This is a genomic window from Pseudomonas sp. (assembly GCF_049301935.1).
Lineage (GTDB): Bacteria > Pseudomonadota > Gammaproteobacteria > Pseudomonadales > Pseudomonadaceae > Aquipseudomonas.
In genome coordinates this window covers 1-17362 of the sequence record NZ_JBAQLP010000024.1, presented here as the reverse complement: position 1 = coordinate 17362, position 17362 = coordinate 1, and the positions used below count along the sequence as shown (strand labels likewise).

Sequence of the window (17362 nt, the reverse complement as noted above, 5' to 3'; positions counted from 1 at the left end):
ACGCAAACAACAAAACCCGTCGTCGTTTCCTGCCGAACCTGCAGCATCACCGCTTCTGGGTCGAGTCTGAGAACCGTTTCGTGCGTCTGCGCGTTTCTGCCAAAGGCATGCGTTGCATCGACAAGCGTGGTATTGACGTCGTTCTGTCCGAGCTGCGCGCTCGCGGCGAAAAGGTTTAAGGAGAAAGTCATGCGTGAATTGATCCGTTTGATCTCGAGTGCCGGTACTGGTCACTTCTACACTACCGACAAAAACAAGCGCACCACTCCGGACAAAATCGAAATTAAAAAATTCGATCCGGTTGTGCGTAAGCACGTGATGTACAAGGAAGGCAAGATCAAGTAATTGATCTGGCTGCCTGTCGAAAAAGCCCGCCTTTATGGCGGGCTTTTTCTTGTCTGCGATTTGGCCCCATTAAGCGCAGGCGATAAAAATGGCCGGGAGCCATTTTTAACGTTGCGTAGCAACGGCCCGCAGGGTGGCCGCCAGGGATGGCAGGCGATAAAAAGCCCGCCATAAAGGCGGGCAAAGGGTGACGCATGAAGAGTGGCCTGATTAGTTGCTGGCTTGTTCAAAGATCACATAGACCTTGCGGCAGGGCTCCAGCACTTCCCAGGTGCCGGAGAAACCGGCCGGGATGACGAAGCGGTCGCCGGCGCGCAGGGTCTTGCCGTTGCCGTCCTTGTCGCGCAGTACCGAGACGCCTTGCAGGATTTCGCAGTACTCGTGTTCGGTGTAGTTGATGGTCCAGTGGCCGACGGCGCCTTCCCAGATCCCCGTATTGAACTGCCCACACGGGCTGCTGTAGTGGTTGCGCACACTTTGCTCGGGGTCACCCTTGAGTACTTTCTCCGTTGCCGGACGGTAGTGCTCGGGCGTAGTGGTGGCGGTGGCGAAGTCGACGATTTTTTCAATGTTCATAAGCATGTCCGGTCGGGATTGAGCGCCTGTTAAGGCCAGGCTTGTTGTCGATTGGGGTGGCGATTTCGGCAGTCTATGTTTAATAAAGCACACATAACAAGGCGGCTTTGCCGGTTTTTGTAAAAAATATTGGAAGTGTGCAGGCCTCTGGTTTAGTGTTGCCGGCAGGATTGGGCTTGCGTAAAGCCTGGCGAAATTTTTGACAGCGCGGGCTGCCAACCTGCCGCGCTCTACTAGCGATAGAGGATGTACGAATGACTAGCCTGACTCGTGCCGACTGGGAGCAGCGCGCCAAGAACCTGAAGATCGAAGGCCGTGCCTTTGTGCATGGCGAGTACCGCGCTGCTGTATCCGGGGCCACGTTCGAGTGCATCAGCCCGGTCGACGGTCGCTTGCTCGGCCTGGTGGCCAGCTGTGATCTGGCCGATGCCGAGCTGGCCGTGAGTGACGCCCGCGCCACCTTCGAATCCGGCGTCTGGTCACGCATGGCCCCGGCGCAGCGCAAGCGCGTGATGATCCGTTTCGCCGACCTGATGGATCAGCACGCCGAAGAGCTGGCGCTGCTGGAAACCCTGGACATGGGCAAGCCGATCAGCGACGCCCTGGGTGTCGATGTACCGGGTGCTTCGCGGGCGATTCGCTGGAGTGGCGAAGCGGTCGACAAGATCTACGACGAAGTGGCGGCTACCCCGCACGATGAGCTGGGTCTGGTGACCCGTGAGCCGGTCGGCGTGGTGGCGGCCATCGTGCCGTGGAACTTCCCGATGATCATGACCGCCTGGAAGCTCGGTCCGGCCCTGGCCACCGGCAACTCGGTGATCGTCAAACCGTCGGAAAAATCTCCGCTGACTGCCCTGCGCATGGCGCAGCTGGCGCTGGAGGCCGGTATCCCGGCGGGCGTGCTCAATGTGCTGCCGGGTTACGGCCATACCGTCGGCAAGGCGCTGGCGTTGCATATGGATGTCGACACCCTGGTGTTCACCGGTTCGACCAAGATCGCTAAGCAGCTGATGATCTACGCCGGTGAATCGAACATGAAGCGTGTCTGGCTGGAAGCTGGCGGCAAGAGCGCCAATATCGTCTTCGCCGATGCGCCGGACCTCAAGGCGGCGGCCGAAGCGGCTGCGGCGGCGATCTGCTTCAACCAGGGTGAGATGTGCACCGCCGGCTCACGCTTGCTGGTGGAACGTTCGATCAAGGACACCTTTATGCCCATGGTGCTGGAAGCCATGCAGGGCTGGAAAGCCGGTCACGCCCTGGACCCGGACACCAAGGTCGGCGCGCTGGTCGATGCCGGTCACCTGAATGCGGTGCTCGGCTATATCGACGCCGGCCATAAGGATCAGGCCAAACTGCTCTGCGGCGGCAAGCGCACCCTGATCGATACCGGCGGCCAGTACGTTGAACCGACCATCTTCGATGACGCGCACAACGCCATGCGCATCGCCCAGGAAGAAATCTTCGGCCCGGTGCTGACGGTGATTGCCTTTGACAGCACCGAAGAAGCCATCCAGATCGCCAACGACAGCATCTACGGCCTGGCGGCCGCCATCTGGACCAGCAACCTGTCCAAGGCGCACCTGGCGGCCAAGGCCCTGCGCGTCGGCAGCATGTGGGTCAACCAATATGACGGCGGCGACATGACCGCGCCGTTCGGCGGCTTCAAGCAGTCGGGCAACGGCCGTGACAAGTCGCTGCATGCCTTCGACAAGTACACCGAGATTAAGGCGACCTGGATCAAGCTGTAACGCTTCCGGCCGACCTCCGGGCCGTCGGCCATGCTGCGTTGCGCCCTCGCTTTTAATGCTCACGTACTGCAGTACGCTGCGCTTAAAGCTGCGGGGCGCCTGATTCGCTGGCGCTCACCCTGCGGGCCAGCCTGCGGCTGTTACTCCCGTTGGTCCTGGTCTTAGTCCCGAAGCTCTGGATTGGCGGTGGGCCCGGGCGAGTAGAGGCTGGGTTTACCGTGATTAAGGTCCGCCCTTCGGGGCCGGCTCTGGCGAGCCACACCTGCGGCCGGGTTTCCTAGGAAATCCGGCCGTTTGCTTTTGACGGCCATATAGATGGAAGGACATGGCTATGAAGTGGGCAACCTATTTCGCCGTTAGCGCGGCGGTGGTGATAGTCGGACTGTCGCTCGGGGTGACGCTGCCGCTGGTGTCGTTTCGCCTTGAGTCCTGGGGTTACGGCCCCTTTGCCATAGGTGTGATGGCCGGTATGCCGGCCATTGGCGTGTTGCTCGGCGCACGGCTTACCGGGCATCTGGCCGGCTGGTTCGGCACGCCGCAGACCTTGCGCCTGTGCCTGCTGGCCAGTGCCGCGTCGGTGGCGCTGCTGAGCGTGATGCCGAGCTACCCGCTGTGGCTGCTGCTGCGCCTGCTGATTGGCATTTCCCTGACCGTGGTGTTTGTGCTCGGCGAAAGCTGGATCAATCAGCTGGTCGAGGACCGGCTGCGCGGCCGTCTGGTGGCGCTATATGGCACCGGCTTCGCCTTGAGCCAGCTGTGCGGGCCGTTGCTGCTGACCCTGCTGGGCACAGAAAGTGACCGTGGCTTCTGGTTTTCTGCCGCGCTGCTGGTGGGCGGCAGCCTGCTGCTGTTGGGCCGTGATGGCGCGCCCAAGGTCAATGCGCAGAGTGCGTCCGGGCGCGGCATCCTGGCGTTTTGCCGCACTTCGCCGGCAATTGCCTGGGCGGTGGTGCTGTTTGCCGCCTTCGAGGCGATGGTGCTGACCCTGCTGCCGGTGTACCTGCTGCGCGAAGGCTTTGCCCAGCAGCTGGCGTTGACCATGGTCAGTGCGGTGGTGGTTGGCGATGCCGCGCTGCAGCTGCCGATTGGCTGGATGGCCGACCGCGTCCCACGGCAGACCCTGTTCCGCTGCTGTGGGGTGGTGCTGTTGCTGTCGAGCCTGAGCATTCCGTCATTGCTGCACACGCCGCTGATCTGGGTGGTGCTGGTGCTGTTCGGCGCCAGCGCGGGCGGCCTGTACACCCTGTCGCTGATTCTGGTCGGCCAGCGCTATCGCGACGATGCATTGGTGCGCGCCAATGCCCAAATCGCCTTGCTCTGGGGCGCGGGTTGTCTGCTCGGGCCGCTGTCGACCGGCGCCGCCAGCCAGTGGCTCAGCGGCCATGCGCTGCCGATCCTGATGGCCATTGGCGCGGCAGTGTTTGTCTGGCTGGCGTTTCGCCGTGGGGCTTTTGCCGAACCTGCGCTCGCCGCAACAGAGCTGCCGGTGCGCGTGCAGGAGTGATTAGCTGCCCAGGCTTTCCTTGAGGCGATGCCAGAGCATGCCCAGGGCCAAGAGTGGTGAGCGCAGGTGTTTGCCGCCAGGGAAGGTCATATGCGGCACCTTGGCGAACAGGTCGAAGCCTGTGCTTTGCTGGCCGGCAATGGCTTCGCCGAGCAGCTTGCCGGCCAGGTGGGTGGCATTTACCCCGTGGCCCGAGTAGGCCTGGGCGTAATACACGTTGGGCTGTTCCTTGAGGCGGCCGATCTGCGGCAGGCGGTTGGCGCCGATGCCGATCATGCCACCCCACTGGTAGTCGATCTTCACGTCATGCAGGTGCGGGAAGACTTCCAGCATTTTCGGCCGCATATAGCCGGCGATGTCCGCCGGATCGCGACCTGAGTAGTGGCAGGCGCCGCCAAACAGCAGGCGCCGATCGGCGGACAGGCGGTAATAGTCGAGGGCCACGCGCTGGTCGCACAGCGCCATATTCTGCGGAATGATGGCCCGCGCTTCGGCTTCGGACAGCGGCTCGGTGGCGATCACATAGCTGCCGGCGGGCAATACCTTGCCGCCCAAATTACTGTTCAGGCCATTCAGGTAGGCGTTGCAGCCGAGCACCAGCGTGGCGGCGCGCACCACGCCTTGGGCGGTGTGCACCTTGACCTCGCTGCCGTAGTCGATGCGCGTTACCGCCGAGCGCTCGAACAGCTGCACGCCCAGGCTCTGCGCCGCTGCGGCCTCACCGAGGGCCAGGTTGAGTGGGTGCAGGTGGCCGGAACCCATGTCGATCAGGCCGCCGACGTAACGGTTGGAGCCCACCACTTCGTGCATTTGCTCCGGTTGCAGCAGGCGCATGTCGTGGCGATAGCCCAGCTGCTTGAGCTCGGCCATGTCCTCGGCAAAGCCTTCCAGGTGGCTGGGCTTGTTGGCCAGGTCGCAGTAGCCCCAGGTCAGGTCGCAGTCGATATTGAACTGCGCGATGCGCTGGCGGACGATTTCCACCGCTTCCAGGCCCATCAGTTTCAGCTCGCGCACGCCCTGTACACCGATTACCGACTCAAACTGCTCAACGCCATGGCCGACGCCACGAATCAGCTGGCCGCCGTTACGTCCGCTGGCGCCCCAGCCGATCTTGTGCGCTTCCAGCAGCACCACCGAGAGGCCTTTCTGCGCCAGCTCGATGGCGGTGTTAAGGCCGGAAAAGCCACCGCCAACGACGCACACATCTGCGCGTAATTCACCGCCCAGGGCGGGGTAGTCGAGTTGGCGATTGGCGCTGGCGGCGTAATAGGAGTTGGCGTGCTGGCGGTGATCAGCCGGCTGGTGAACGCGGGCGTTCATGTGTGGAATCCTGATTGTTGTGTTTGGAAAATTTTACGAAGGATAAGCGTGGGATTTGCCAAACGCCAAGAGGCAATCGCGAAATAAGCGGATTTTCGTCGGCTGGACGGCTAACTGTCCGCGATTCAGCCCGGCGCGCGGTTACTATGCCGGCCTGTGTTTCAGGATTACGCCCATGAGCTGCACCAGCCGCAGGATCGATCAGTTGCGTTTGCAGATACCCAGTTTCGCCTGCGTGCCGGGCTGTCACGATTGCTGTGGGCCGGTTACCGCCTCATCCGAGGAGATGTCGCGCCTGCCGGTGAAAAGCGCTGCCGAACACGCCGCCGCGCTGGCCGAATACAACTGCGTGCACCTGGGTCCGCAGGGCTGCACGGTGTACGACCAGCGCCCGCTGATCTGCCGCCTGTTCGGCACTACGCCCAGCTTGCCCTGCCCGCGTGGCCAGGCGCCGGAGCAGATGATCGAGGCGGCGGTGGCAAAGCGGGTACACCAGCTGATCGCCACTACCCGCCAGGTGCTGGTTTGACGGCAATCGGTCGGCCGGATGGGGGATGGCTTGCCCCTAGGCGGCCCCGCCCGGCCTACTCGGCAATCGGCAGGCTTAGGCTCTCTTTCACCTCTTCCATGACGATATAGCTCTTCGACTCGCGCACATGCGGCAACTTGAGCAGGATGTCGCCGAGCAGCTTGCGGTAGCTGGCCATCTCGTTGATCCGCGCCTTCACCAGGTAGTCGAAGTCGCCGGACACCAGATGGCATTCGAGTACGTGCGGCAGCTTGAGCACGGCGCGGCGGAACTCCTCGAAGGTGTCACCGGACTTGTAGTCCAGGCTGATCTCGACAAACACCAGCAGGCTGGCCTTGAGCTGCTGCGGGTTGAGCCGGGCGTGGTAGCCCATGATGATCCCTTCGCGCTCCAGGCGGCGCACGCGCTCGGTGCAGGGCGTGGTCGACAGGCCGACTCGTTCACCCAGCTCGGTAAAGCTGATGCGCCCGTCTTCCTGCAGGATACGCAGGATATTGCGGTCGATTTTGTCCAGTTCGCGGCGGCTTTGATGTTGGGTGCGCATGGTGGATACCCCTCTGCTGAAGGCGTTTTTGCCAAGAATTGTCGCCAAATATAGCTATTTATATAGTGAATAGCACTGCTGATCTCTTCCTATACTGCGCCCCATAGCGATCTCAAGAATTATCCGTCGCGCTGGGCGTGGCGAGGAGAGCAACATGCGGGTTCTGATTCTCGGTAGCGGTGTGATTGGCACAGTCAGTGCGTATTACCTGGCACGTCAGGGTTTCGACGTAGTGGTGGTCGACCGGCAGAGTGCTCCGGCCATGGAAACCAGCTTCGCCAACGCCGGCCAGGTCTCTCCCGGCTACGCCTCGCCTTGGGCGGCGCCGGGCGTACCGCTGAAAGCCATCAAGTGGCTGCTGCAAAAGCACGCGCCGCTGGCGATCAAGGCCACCGCCGATATCGACCAATACCTGTGGATGGCGCAGATGCTGCGCAACTGTACCGCCAGCCGCTACGCGGTGAACAAGGAGCGCATGGTGCGCCTGTCCGAGTACAGCCGCGACTGCCTCGACGAGCTGCGCTTGGAAACCGGCATCGCCTATGAGGGCCGTAGCCTGGGCACTACCCAGCTGTTCCGCACCCAGGCGCAACTGGACAATGCCGCCAAGGACACCGCCGTACTCAAGCAATCCGGCGTGCCTTATGAATTGCTCGACCGCGCCGGCATTGCCCGCGTCGAACCGGCCCTGGCGGCGGTGACCGACAAGCTGGCCGGCGCGTTGCGTCTGCCGAATGACCAGACCGGCGATTGTCAGCTGTTCACCAGCAAGCTGGCCGAAATGGCCAAGGCCCTGGGCGTGGAATTCCGCTTCGGCCAGAACATCCAGCGCATCGACGCCGTGGGTGACCGGGTCAATGGCGTGTGGATCGACGGCAAGCTGGAGACCGCCGACCGCTACGTGCTCGCCCTCGGCAGCTTCAGCCCGCAACTGCTCAAGCCGCTGGGCATCCGCGCGCCGGTGTACCCGCTCAAGGGCTACTCGCTGACCGTGCCGATCACCAATGCCGCGATGGCGCCGACCTCGACCATCCTCGATGAAACCTACAAGGTGGCGATCACCCGTTTCGACCAGCGCATCCGCGTCGGCGGCATGGCCGAGATCGCCGGTTTCGACCTGCAGCTCAACCCTAAACGCCGCGCGACCCTGGAAATGATCACCGCCGATCTCTACCCGCAAGGCGGCGACCTGAGCCAGGCCGAATTCTGGACCGGCCTGCGCCCGGCCACCCCGGACGGCACGCCGATTGTTGGCGCCACCCGCTTGCGCAATTTGTTCCTCAACACCGGTCACGGCACACTGGGCTGGACCATGGCCTGCGGCTCCGGTCGCCTGCTCGCCGATCTGATGGCGAAAAAGCGCCCGCAGATCAGCGCCGAAGGCCTGGATATTTCCCGTTACAGCCGTTCCCAGGAGAATCACAAGCATGTCAGTACAGCGCCTGCACACTGAGAGTCGTTACAGCGAAATCGTTATCCATAACGGCACGGTCTACCTGGCCGGGCAACTGGCGGACGACTACAGCGGCGATATCGTGCAGCAAACCCGCGAAACCCTGGCCAACACCGAGCGTATGCTGGCCGAGGCCGGCAGCGACAAGTCGAAGATCCTCTCCGTGACCATCTACCTGAGGGACATGGCGCGCGATTACGCCGGGCTCAATCAGGTCTGGGATGCCTGGGTTGCACCGGGCGCGGCACCTGCGCGGGCCTGCGTCGAGGCGAAGATGTACAAGCCCGAGGTGCTGGTGGAAATGATGATCGTGGCCGCCCTGTAAATCGGTCGATTCGGTTTGCGATACGTGTTTGCCCGGCCACCACACCGGGCTTTTTTATAGCCTGAAAACTGCTGATAGCCGAGAACATCATGCGTCCTGCCCGTGCTCTGATTGATCTGCAAGCCTTGCGTCACAACTACCAACTGGCCCGTGAAGTCAGCGGCGCGCGCGCCCTGGCGGTGATCAAGGCGGACGCTTACGGCCATGGTGCGGTGCGCTGTGCCCAGGCGTTGCAGGAGCAGGCCGACGGGTTTGCCGTGGCCTGTATCGAGGAAGCGCTGCAGCTGCGCGCGGCCGGTATTCGCGGGCCGATCCTGCTGCTGGAAGGTTTTTTCGAGGCGGACGAATTGCCGCTGATCGAGCAGCACGAGCTGTGGTGCGTGGTGCACTCGTTGTGGCAGCTGGAGGCGCTTGAGCGCAGCAGCATCAGCACGCCGCTGACGGTCTGGCTGAAGCTGGACAGCGGCATGCACCGCGTCGGCCTGCATCCGGCCGACTATCAGGTGGCCTATCAGCGCCTGCTGGCCAGTGGCAAGGTGGCGAAGATCGTGCTGATGAGCCACTTCGCCCGCGCCGACGAGCTGGATTGCCCGCGCAGCGACGAACAGCTAGCGGTGTTTCAGCAGGCGCGGCAGGGCATAGTCGCTGAGGTCAGCCTGCGCAATTCGCCGGCTGTACTCGGTTGGCCCAACGTACCGAGTGACTGGGTGCGCCCCGGCATCATGCTCTACGGTGCCACGCCGTTCGAACAGGCGCAGGCCGTGGCCGCGCGCCTGCAACCGGTAATGACCCTGGAATCGAAGATTATCAGCGTGCGCGAGCTGCCGGCCGGCGAGCCGGTGGGCTATGGCGCACGCTTTGTCAGCGAACGGCCGACCCGCGTCGGCGTGGTCGCCATGGGCTATGCCGACGGCTATCCACGTCACGCGCCGACCGGCACGCCAGTGGCGGTGGACGGCCAACTGACCCGCCTGATCGGCCGCGTGTCGATGGACATGCTCACCGTCGATTTGACCGATCTGCCGCAAGCGGGCCTGGGCAGCCGGGTCGAACTCTGGGGCAAACAGGTGCTGGCCAGCGATGTGGCTGCCCAGGCCGGCAGCATTCCCTACCAGTTATTCTGCAACCTGCGGCGGGCGCCGCTGCTCTATCTCGGCAATTAAATACAGTGCTGTAGACGAGTTTGAACGCGAGTGTTGTAAATTCCGAACGCTATGCCATGATACGGCGACTTTTCCGTATCACTCCCAAGGGGGACTCCAGCATTGGACGTCGGTGTACGCCTGCAATCCATTCGCAAACTCAAAGGCCTTTCCCAGCGTGAACTCGCCAAACGGGCGGGCGTCACCAACAGCACCATTTCGATGATCGAGAAGAACAGCGTCAGCCCTTCGATCAGTTCGTTGAAAAAGGTGTTGGCGGGTATCCCTATGTCGCTGGTGGAGTTCTTCTCCCTGGACGTGGAGCCGGATAGCCAGGCCCAGGTGGTCTATCGTGCCGCCGAACTCACCGATATCTGCAGCGGGGCCATCACCATGAAGCTGGTGGGCAAGGCGCATCCCAGCCGGGCCATCTCCTTTCTCGATGAAACCTATCCCTGCGGCACCGACACCGGCGACGAGATGTACGCCCACGAAGGCGAAGAGGCCGGCATACTGGTCGAAGGCAAGTTGGAGCTGACCGTGGGCGACGAGGTGTTTATCCTCGAGCCGGGCGACAGCTACTACTTCGAGAGCAGCAAACCGCACCGTTTCCGTAATCCGTTCGAGCAACCGGCGCGACTGATCAGCGCCACTACGCCGGCCAATTTCTAAATAACCCTGCGACAATCTGGGTTGTTTCGGCGGCAGCAGCTTGCCGTTATACTGGCGCCCGCTCGCGAAACCGTGGCCGCGAGCGTGACTAGCCACGAAGAGGGTGTACCGTGAACCTGATTAAAAAGCTCCTGGTAGCACCGGCTACCGTATTGGCCCTGTGGGCAGTGACTGCTCAGGCCACGACCGACGACGCGATTGCCGAGCGACTGAAGCCGGTCGGCCAAGTCTGTGTAATGGGTGAAGAGTGCAAGGGCGTGGGTGCCGTGGCGGTTGCCGCTGGCGGCGCTGCGCGTACTGCCGATGACATCATCGCCAAGCACTGCGGTGCCTGCCACACCCCGGGTATTCTGGGTGCGCCGAAAATTGGCGATACCGCCGCCTGGAAGGCGCGTGCCGATAAAGAAGGTGGTATCGACGGTATTCTGCAAACCGCGATTGCCGGCATCAACGCCATGCCGCCGAAAGGCACCTGTGCCGATTGCTCGGATGACGAGCTGCGTGGCGCCATCCAGAAGATGTCCGGCCTGTAAGCGTTCGCCGAAAGCTGTAGAAAAAGCCGCCTGCCAGGGCGGCTTTTTCGTTGTGGCGTGGCGTTGTGGCAATAATGGGCAATAGGCCCATTGCCCTGTTACCGATGCCAGGAGAAACCCGATGCCGAAGCAGTGTTCCATTGAGCAGGCGGTTGACCACGTCCTCAGCACCCTCGAAGGGCCTATTCACCTTGGCCTGCCCCTGGGCCTGGGCAAACCGAATCAGTGGGTCAACGCACTCTACGCACGGATCAAGCAACTGCCGCAGCGTCAGCTGACCATCTACACCGCACTCTGTTTGGGCCGCCCGCGGGCTGCGGCGGGCTTGCCGCGGCGCCTGCTCGAGCCCTTCGTCGAGCGTATCTATGGCGATTATCCCGAACTGGATTTTCTCGCCGACCTGCAACGCGACACCTTGCCGGACAACGTGCGCGTCGAGCAGTTCTTTCTGCAGCCGGGCAGCCTACTCGACAGCGCGACGACGCAGCAGAACTACATCAGCAGCAATTACAGCCATGTCGCCCGCGACCTAAATGACAAGGGCCTGAACCTAATCGCCCAGTTGGTCGCCCAGGATGCGCAGCGCCCGGAGCATTTCAGCCTGAGCTGCAACCCGGATATCACCCTGGATCTGCTGCCGCTGCTGGAGCAGCGCCGCGCCGCCGGCGAAACCATTCTGTGCCTGGCCCAGGTACACAGCGCGCTGCCCTATATGGCAGGCACCGCCGAAGTGCCGCGCAGCAGTTTTGACCTGCAGCTGCTGGAAGAGGATCGCAGCACGCTGTTTTCCACCCCGAATATGCCGGTCACGCTGCAGGATCATTGCATCGGTCTGCATGCCAGCGCCCTGGTGCGTGACGGCGGCACCCTGCAGATCGGCATCGGCGCCATGGGCGATGCGCTGACCGCCGCCTTGCTCGCGCGCCAGGCGGATAATGCGGGCTATCGGGCGGTATTGGCTGAACTGCGCTGCACCCTTCACTGGGCAGCCGAAATCGCCAAAGATGGTGGCCTGCAGCCCTTTAGCCAGGGGCTGTACGGCTGCAGTGAGATGTTCGTCAACGGCCTGCTGGCCTTGGCCGATGCGGGCATCGTGCGCCGCCCGGTCTACCCCGAATTAGCGTTGCAGCAGCTGGCCTCCGGCGGCGCGCTGGATGATCAGGGTCTGCCGTACAGTGTGCAGGCCCTGCTCGATGCCGGCCTCGCGCCGCAACTGGATGCCCAGGCGCTGCAGGCGTTACAGGCCAACGGGTTGCTGGCTGAAAGCATTCGTTGGGACGCGGGCGGCCTGCTAATGCCCGACGGGCAACGAGTGCTGAGCGATCTGCGCGATGCGCATACCCAGCAGCTATTGCAGCAGCACCTGGGGCGGGCGCGCGGCGGCGTGGTGGTGCACGGCGGCTTCTTTCTCGGGCCACAGGCTTTCTACCAACGCCTGGGCGAACTGAGCGCAACGCAGTTGGCGCGCTTTGCCATGACCGGCATCTGTTTTATCAATGAGCTGCATCATCAGGAAGCACTCAAGCGTTTGCAGCGCCGCGATGCGCGCTTTATCAACACCGCCTTCACCATGACCCTGCTGGGTGCCGGGGTGGCCGATCAGCTGGAAGATGGCCGGGTGCTCAGTGGCGTCGGTGGGCAGTACAATTTCGTTGCCCAGGGCCACGCGTTACAGGGCGCGCGCTCGATTCTGCTGTTGCGCAGCTGGCGCCAGGCGGGCGCGCAGATCAGCTCGAATATTGTCTGGGACTATGCTCATGCCACCATTCCACGGCACCTGCGCGATATGGTGGTGACCGAATACGGCATCGCCGACCTGCGCGGCAAGACCGACGCCCAGGTGATAGAGGCGCTGCTCACTATCAGTGACTCGCGCTTTCAGCCGGGCCTGATCGAGCAGGCGCAACGGGCGGGCAAGTTGCCCAAGGATTTCCGCCTCGATCCGCGCTGCGCCGACAACCTGCCCGAGCGCTTGCAGGCCGTGCAGAGCCGTCATCCGGGGTTGTTCGCCGAGTACCCGCTGGGCTGCGATTTCGACAACCAGGAGCGTGATCTGTTGCGCGCGCTGAATTGGCTGAAGAGCAAACTGAGATTCGCTTGTGCCCTGGAGTTGGCGGCTGCCTTGTGGCATGCGCCAGCGCCTAGCGAATACGCCGCGCATCTGCAGCGTATGGCGCTGACCCAGCCGGCTGGGCTGCGTCAGCGTATGCAGCGGCGCCTGCTGTTGGCCGGTTTGCGGGCCAGTCGCTGAGGCGTTGCCGGCTTAGTCGAGAAAGCTGACCTGGCCGCCTTTGAGCGAGCCGATACGCGCCAGCGACTCGACCCGATAGCCCTGCGCATCCAGCTCGGCGCGGCCGCGCTGGAAGGACTTCTCGATCACCACGCCGATGCCGGCAATGCTTGCGCCGGCTTGGCCGATTAGGTCGATCAGGGCTTTGGCGGCATGGCCATTGGCCAGAAAGTCGTCGATCAGCAGCACGTGATCCTGGGCGTTTAGGTGCTTGGCGGCAATCGCCAGGGTGCTTTCGGTCTGCTTGGTGAAGGAAAACACCTTGGAGATATACAGGTCGTCCTTGAGCGTCAGCGACTGGTACTTGCGCGCAAAGATCACTGGCACGCCCAGCTCCAGGCCGGCCATCACCGCCGGAGCAATGCCCGAGGCTTCGATGGTGACGATCTTGCTGATGCCCAGGCCGGCAAAGCGCTGGGCAAACTCATGGCCAATCTGCTGCATCAGCGCAGGATCGATCTGGTGGTTGAGGAAAGCATCGACCTTGAGCACCTGCTCGGAGAGTACGCTGCCTTCGTCGCGAATCTTCTGTTTTAGCGCTTCCACGCGTATTCCTCTCATCATCAACGTAGCCCGGATGCAATCCGGGGAGCCCGTCCCGGATTGCATCCGGGCTACGGAGTAGAACTATTTTTTATGGCCAGCCATCCTTGGCGGCCACCCTGCGGGCCGTCGCCAGCGACGTTAAAAGTAGCTCCCGGCTATTTTTTTAGCATGGCGCGCATATTGGCCAGCGCCGAATTGCCGGTGGCGGCCTTGACCTCGGGCGGCGCGTCTTCCTGGCCTTCCCAGACCAGATCCTCGGGCGGCAGTTCATCGAGGAAGCGGCTCGGCGAGCAGTCGATGATTTCGCCGTACTGCTTGCGCTTGGCGGCGAAGGTCATGGTCAGGTTGCGCTTGGCCCGGGTGATGCCAACGTAGGCCAGGCGCCGCTCCTCCTCAACCGTATCGGCCTCGATGCTGGAGCGGTGCGGGAGGATTTCCTCCTCCACGCCGAGGATATACACGGACGGGTATTCCAGGCCCTTGGACGCATGCAGGGTCATCATCTGCACGCCCTCGGCGCCTTCCTCTTCTTCCTGCTGGCGTTCCAGCATGTCGCGCAGCACCAGCTTGCCGATGGCGTCCTCGATGGTCATATCGCCATCTTCGTCGCGCTCCAGGGTGTTCTTCAGCGCCTCGACGAGGAACCAGACGTTGCCCATGCGCGCGTCGGCGACCTTGTCGCTGGAGGCGTTCTGCCGCAGCCAGTTCTCGTAGTCGATATCCATGACCATGCTGCGGATCGCTGCGATCGGGTCATTCTGCGCGCACTCCTGGCGCACCCGGTCCATCCACCTGGTAAAGCGTGCCAGGCGTTCGGTATAGCGCGCATCCAGCTGTTCGCCCAGGCCGATTTCACCGGCGGCGGCGTACATGCTGATCTTGCGATTGGTGGCGTAGTTGCCGAGCTTTTCCAGGGTGGTGGAGCCGATCTCCCGGCGCGGCACGTTGATCACCCGCAGGAAGGCGTTGTCGTCGTCCGGGTTGACCAGCAGGCGGAAGTAGCTCATCAAATCCTTCACCTCCTGGCGGGCGAAGAAGCTGGTGCCACCCGACAGGCGATAGGGAATCTGGTGGTGCTGCAACTTCAGCTCCATCAGCTTGGCCTGGTAGTTGCCGCGATAGAGGATGGCGTAATCGCTGTAGGGGCGCTCGGTGCGCAGGTGTTCGGTGAGAATTTCCAGGGCCACCCGCTCGCATTCGGCGTCCTCGTTGCGGGTGCGGATCACGCGGATCGGATCGCCCATGCCCATCTCGCTCCACAGCTGTTTCTCGAAGGCATGCGGGTTGTTCGAGATCAGCACGTTGGCGCACTTGAGGATGCGGCTGGTGGAGCGGTAGTTCTGCTCCAGCATCACCACCTTGAGCGAGGGGTAATCCTCTTTCAGCAGCATCAGGTTTTCCGGGCGCGCGCCGCGCCAGGCGTAGATCGACTGGTCATCGTCGCCGACCACGGTGAACTGGTTGCGCATGCCCACCAGCAACTTCACCAGCAGGTACTGGCTGGCGTTGGTGTCCTGGTATTCGTCGACCAGCAGGTAGCGGATGCGGTTCTGCCATTTTTCCAGGATGTCCGGGTTGTCCTGAAACAGCTTCACCGGCATCAGAATCAGGTCGTCGAAGTCCACCGCGTTATACGCCTTGAGCGTGCGCTGGTAGTGCAGGTAGACGATGGCGGCGGTCTGTTCCTTGGGGTTGCGCGCGTTGGCCAGGGCCTCCTCGGGCAGGATCAGGTCGTTCTTCCAGCTGCCGATGTAGTTCTTCACCTCGTCGGTGCCGTCGTCGCCGGCGTATTCCTTCTGCATGATGTCCGACAGCAGCGCCTTGATATCGCCTTCGTCGAAGATCGAGAACCCCGGCTTGTAGCCCAGCGCCGCGTATTCCTTGCGGATGATGTTCATCCCCAGGTTGTGGAAGGTCGACACCGTCAGGCCACGCGCCTCGGGGCCCTTGAGCAGGCTGCTGACGCGCTCTTTCATTTCCCGAGCGGCCTTGTTGGTAAAGGTCATGGCGACGATGTGCTGGGCGCGGATGCCGCACTGCTGCACCAAGTAGGCGATCTTGCGGGTGATCACGCTGGTCTTGCCGGAGCCGGCGCCGGCGAGCACCAGAAGCGGGCCGCCGACGTAGTTCACGGCTTCCTGCTGCCGGGGATTGAGTCGGGACATCGTAGGCTCTGGCTCGGGAAAAGAAGGGCGGGCATTTTAACAGGCTCGCGGGGCCAGCAGGGACCGCTGGGCCATTGCCAGGCAATCGCGCAGATTGCGCAGTGGTTGGCGCTTTGTGGGCAAATAAGCACGTTGGTGCCGATTGGCGGCGGTTGCCCCGCCTGGCGCTTTGCCGCAAGCTCTGGCTCGCGGCACAAGGACGTGCAACGAAGATGACGCCGATAACGGCGCAAGTAAGCCAGGGGGGCTGCTACGACTCTTACCTGGGGAGGTTGTTTGTCCGCGCTTGTTGAACCCTTGCGGTTAGTCCTGTTGGCTGAGACTGAATGGTCGTCGCTATTGCGCGATTGCCTGCAGGCGCTTGGCAATCCCGCCGCATTGATTACCGCACCTTCCTGGGAGGCGGCCTGCAGCCTGTTCGATGAGCAGGAACATGGCCTGTTGCTGAGTACCCCGGCGAACTTGCCGGCACCCGGACGCTGTCGTTTGCCGACCGTGTTACTGCTGGAACAGGAGCCGGCCGAGGCGCCCGCCGGGGTCACTGACTGGCTGGTACGCGACAGCCTGACCGGCGATGTGTTGCGCCGCTGCCTGCGCTATGTGGGCAAGCACGGCCAGTTGCAGAACACTGTGCAGCGCCTGACGGAGCAGGACCCGCTGACCGCCATCGCCAATCGCCAGGGTTTTCACACCCTGTTGCGCGCCCGCCTGAGCGAGTTCGCCGGCCGTGGCCTGGCCATGGCGCACCTGGACCTAGACAACTTTCGCCACGCCAATGACACCCTCGGTTACCAGGCCGGTGACCATCTGATCCTGCAAGTGGTGGCGCGCCTCAAGGGCGAGCTGGAGGCCTGTGATCAACTGGCGCGCCTGGGCAGCGATGAGTTCGCCCTGCTGTTGGATATTCGCCGTGATCCGGGGCGTGCCCTGCGCATCGTCGGGCAGATCACCGAGGCCCTGGCCGAGCCGTATTGGGTCGATGGCGAGAGCCTGTTGATCGGCTGCAGCCTGGGTGTGGCCGAGGCCAGCGAGGGCGTCAGTGCCGACCTGCTGATGTGGCATGCGCACATCGCCATGCAGCAGGCCAAGCGTACCCAGGGCTGCAATTTCAGTGTCTATGACGAGCGCCACAGCCGCGGCGCGCGCAACCGTGCCGACCTCGAAGGCGAGCTGCGCAGGGCCTTGCGTCGCGACGAGCTGGAGCTGCATTACCAGCCGCGCCTGTGTCTGCAAAGCGGTGAAGTGGTGGGCCTGGAGGCCTTGGTGCGCTGGCGGCATGCCGAGCGCGGGCTGCTGACCCCGGATGAATTTATTCCCCTGGCGGAAGAGAGCGGGTTGATCGTGCCGCTCGGCTACTGGGTGATCGCCCGCGCCCTGCGCGACATGCAGTGGCTGCGCGGACGCGGTCTGCCGGCCCTGCACATGGCGGTCAATCTGTCGTTTCGCCAGTTCCAGGACAGCCAGTTGTTGCCGACCCTCACCCGGCTGATTGCCGACCGTGGCGTCGAGGCCCAGTGGTTGGAGTTCGAGCTCACCGAAACCGCGGTGATGCGCCGCAGCGATCAGGTGCAGCAGACCATGGATGGCCTCGGTCAGCTGGGGGTGCGCTTCTCCCTGGATGACTTCGGCACCGGCTTCTCCTCGTTCGTGCACCTGAACAACCTGCCGAT

At 62.9% G+C, this 17362-nt stretch carries 17 protein-coding genes; 12 read left to right on the top strand and 5 right to left on the bottom strand.

What is annotated here, in order from left to right:
• The coding region (gene rpmB, locus WA145_RS03125; protein ID WP_422580169.1) for a 50S ribosomal protein L28 at window positions 1–179 on the top strand (179 nt) is incomplete at its 5' end.
• Window positions 180–189: 10 nt separating this feature from the next.
• The gene (gene rpmG / locus WA145_RS03120) at window positions 190–345 is read left to right on the top strand and encodes a 50S ribosomal protein L33 (RefSeq protein WP_022960960.1); all 156 of its coding nucleotides are present in this window, start codon (window positions 190–192) and stop codon (window positions 343–345) included.
• Window positions 346–555: 210 nt separating this feature from the next.
• Here the strand turns inward: rpmG and WA145_RS03115 are convergent, their stop codons facing one another.
• Window positions 556–921: a cupin domain-containing protein gene (locus WA145_RS03115; protein WP_422580168.1), complete on the bottom strand. Its 366-nt coding sequence runs from the start codon at window positions 919–921 to the stop codon at window positions 556–558.
• A 254-nt stretch (window positions 922–1175) separates the two neighbouring features.
• Here WA145_RS03115 and WA145_RS03110 point away from each other — a divergent pair, with 254 nt between their 5' ends.
• Complete coding sequence (locus WA145_RS03110) at window positions 1176–2669, top strand: aldehyde dehydrogenase (protein WP_422580167.1); 1494 nt, start codon at window positions 1176–1178, stop codon at window positions 2667–2669.
• A gap of 331 nt (window positions 2670–3000) precedes the next feature.
• Entirely contained in the window at window positions 3001–4173 is a 1173-nt protein-coding gene (locus WA145_RS03105; RefSeq protein WP_422580166.1) for an MFS transporter, read from the top strand.
• Here WA145_RS03105 and WA145_RS03100 read toward each other — a convergent pair whose 3' ends face one another.
• Complete coding sequence (locus WA145_RS03100; protein WP_422580165.1) at window positions 4174–5493, bottom strand: NAD(P)/FAD-dependent oxidoreductase; 1320 nt, start codon at window positions 5491–5493, stop codon at window positions 4174–4176.
• A gap of 175 nt (window positions 5494–5668) precedes the next feature.
• Here WA145_RS03100 and WA145_RS03095 point away from each other — a divergent pair, with 175 nt between their 5' ends.
• Window positions 5669–6022: a YkgJ family cysteine cluster protein gene (locus WA145_RS03095; protein ID WP_422580164.1), complete on the top strand. Its 354-nt coding sequence runs from the start codon at window positions 5669–5671 to the stop codon at window positions 6020–6022.
• A gap of 55 nt (window positions 6023–6077) precedes the next feature.
• Here the strand turns inward: WA145_RS03095 and WA145_RS03090 are convergent, their stop codons facing one another.
• Window positions 6078–6566, bottom strand: coding sequence for an Lrp/AsnC ligand binding domain-containing protein (locus WA145_RS03090; RefSeq protein ID WP_090240673.1), 489 nt, complete (start codon window positions 6564–6566; stop codon window positions 6078–6080).
• A gap of 154 nt (window positions 6567–6720) precedes the next feature.
• Between WA145_RS03090 and dadA the strand changes: the two genes are divergently transcribed.
• The 6 genes from dadA to WA145_RS03060 all read left to right on the top strand — a co-directional run bounded on the left by dadA (window position 6721) and on the right by WA145_RS03060 (window position 12942).
• Complete coding sequence (gene dadA, locus WA145_RS03085; protein WP_422580163.1) at window positions 6721–8019, top strand: D-amino acid dehydrogenase; 1299 nt, start codon at window positions 6721–6723, stop codon at window positions 8017–8019.
• A complete protein-coding gene (locus tag WA145_RS03080) occupies window positions 7994–8344 on the top strand; it encodes a RidA family protein (protein ID WP_422580162.1) in 351 nt (116 codons plus the stop codon). The genes dadA and WA145_RS03080 overlap by 26 nt, the downstream gene beginning before the upstream one ends.
• Before the next feature lie 89 nt (window positions 8345–8433).
• Window positions 8434–9507: an alanine racemase gene (gene alr, locus WA145_RS03075; RefSeq protein WP_422580161.1), complete on the top strand. Its 1074-nt coding sequence runs from the start codon at window positions 8434–8436 to the stop codon at window positions 9505–9507.
• 102 nt (window positions 9508–9609) lie between these two features.
• Complete coding sequence (locus WA145_RS03070; protein WP_422580160.1) at window positions 9610–10158, top strand: cupin domain-containing protein; 549 nt, start codon at window positions 9610–9612, stop codon at window positions 10156–10158.
• Between the two features lie 110 nt (window positions 10159–10268).
• Window positions 10269–10691 carry a c-type cytochrome gene (locus WA145_RS03065; RefSeq protein WP_422580159.1) on the top strand — a complete coding sequence of 141 codons (423 nt, stop codon included), beginning with the start codon at window positions 10269–10271 and terminating at the stop codon, window positions 10689–10691.
• Window positions 10692–10812: 121 nt separating this feature from the next.
• The gene (locus WA145_RS03060) at window positions 10813–12942 is read left to right on the top strand and encodes an acetyl-CoA hydrolase/transferase C-terminal domain-containing protein (protein WP_422580158.1); all 2130 of its coding nucleotides are present in this window, start codon (window positions 10813–10815) and stop codon (window positions 12940–12942) included.
• 12 nt (window positions 12943–12954) lie between these two features.
• On the opposite strand, the gene WA145_RS03055 is transcribed toward WA145_RS03060, so the two are convergent.
• Together WA145_RS03055 and rep are read right to left on the bottom strand one after the other, a co-directional pair.
• On the bottom strand, window positions 12955–13527 hold the full coding sequence (locus WA145_RS03055) for a xanthine phosphoribosyltransferase (protein ID WP_422580157.1): 573 nt from the start codon (window positions 13525–13527) through the stop codon (window positions 12955–12957).
• 155 nt (window positions 13528–13682) lie between these two features.
• A complete protein-coding gene (rep, locus tag WA145_RS03050) occupies window positions 13683–15692 on the bottom strand; it encodes a DNA helicase Rep (RefSeq protein WP_422580156.1) in 2010 nt (669 codons plus the stop codon).
• A gap of 276 nt (window positions 15693–15968) precedes the next feature.
• On the opposite strand from rep, the gene WA145_RS03045 reads away from it, so the two are divergent.
• Window positions 15969–17362 (top strand): putative bifunctional diguanylate cyclase/phosphodiesterase (locus WA145_RS03045; RefSeq protein WP_422580155.1); only part of this gene is annotated, 1394 nt, incomplete at its 3' end.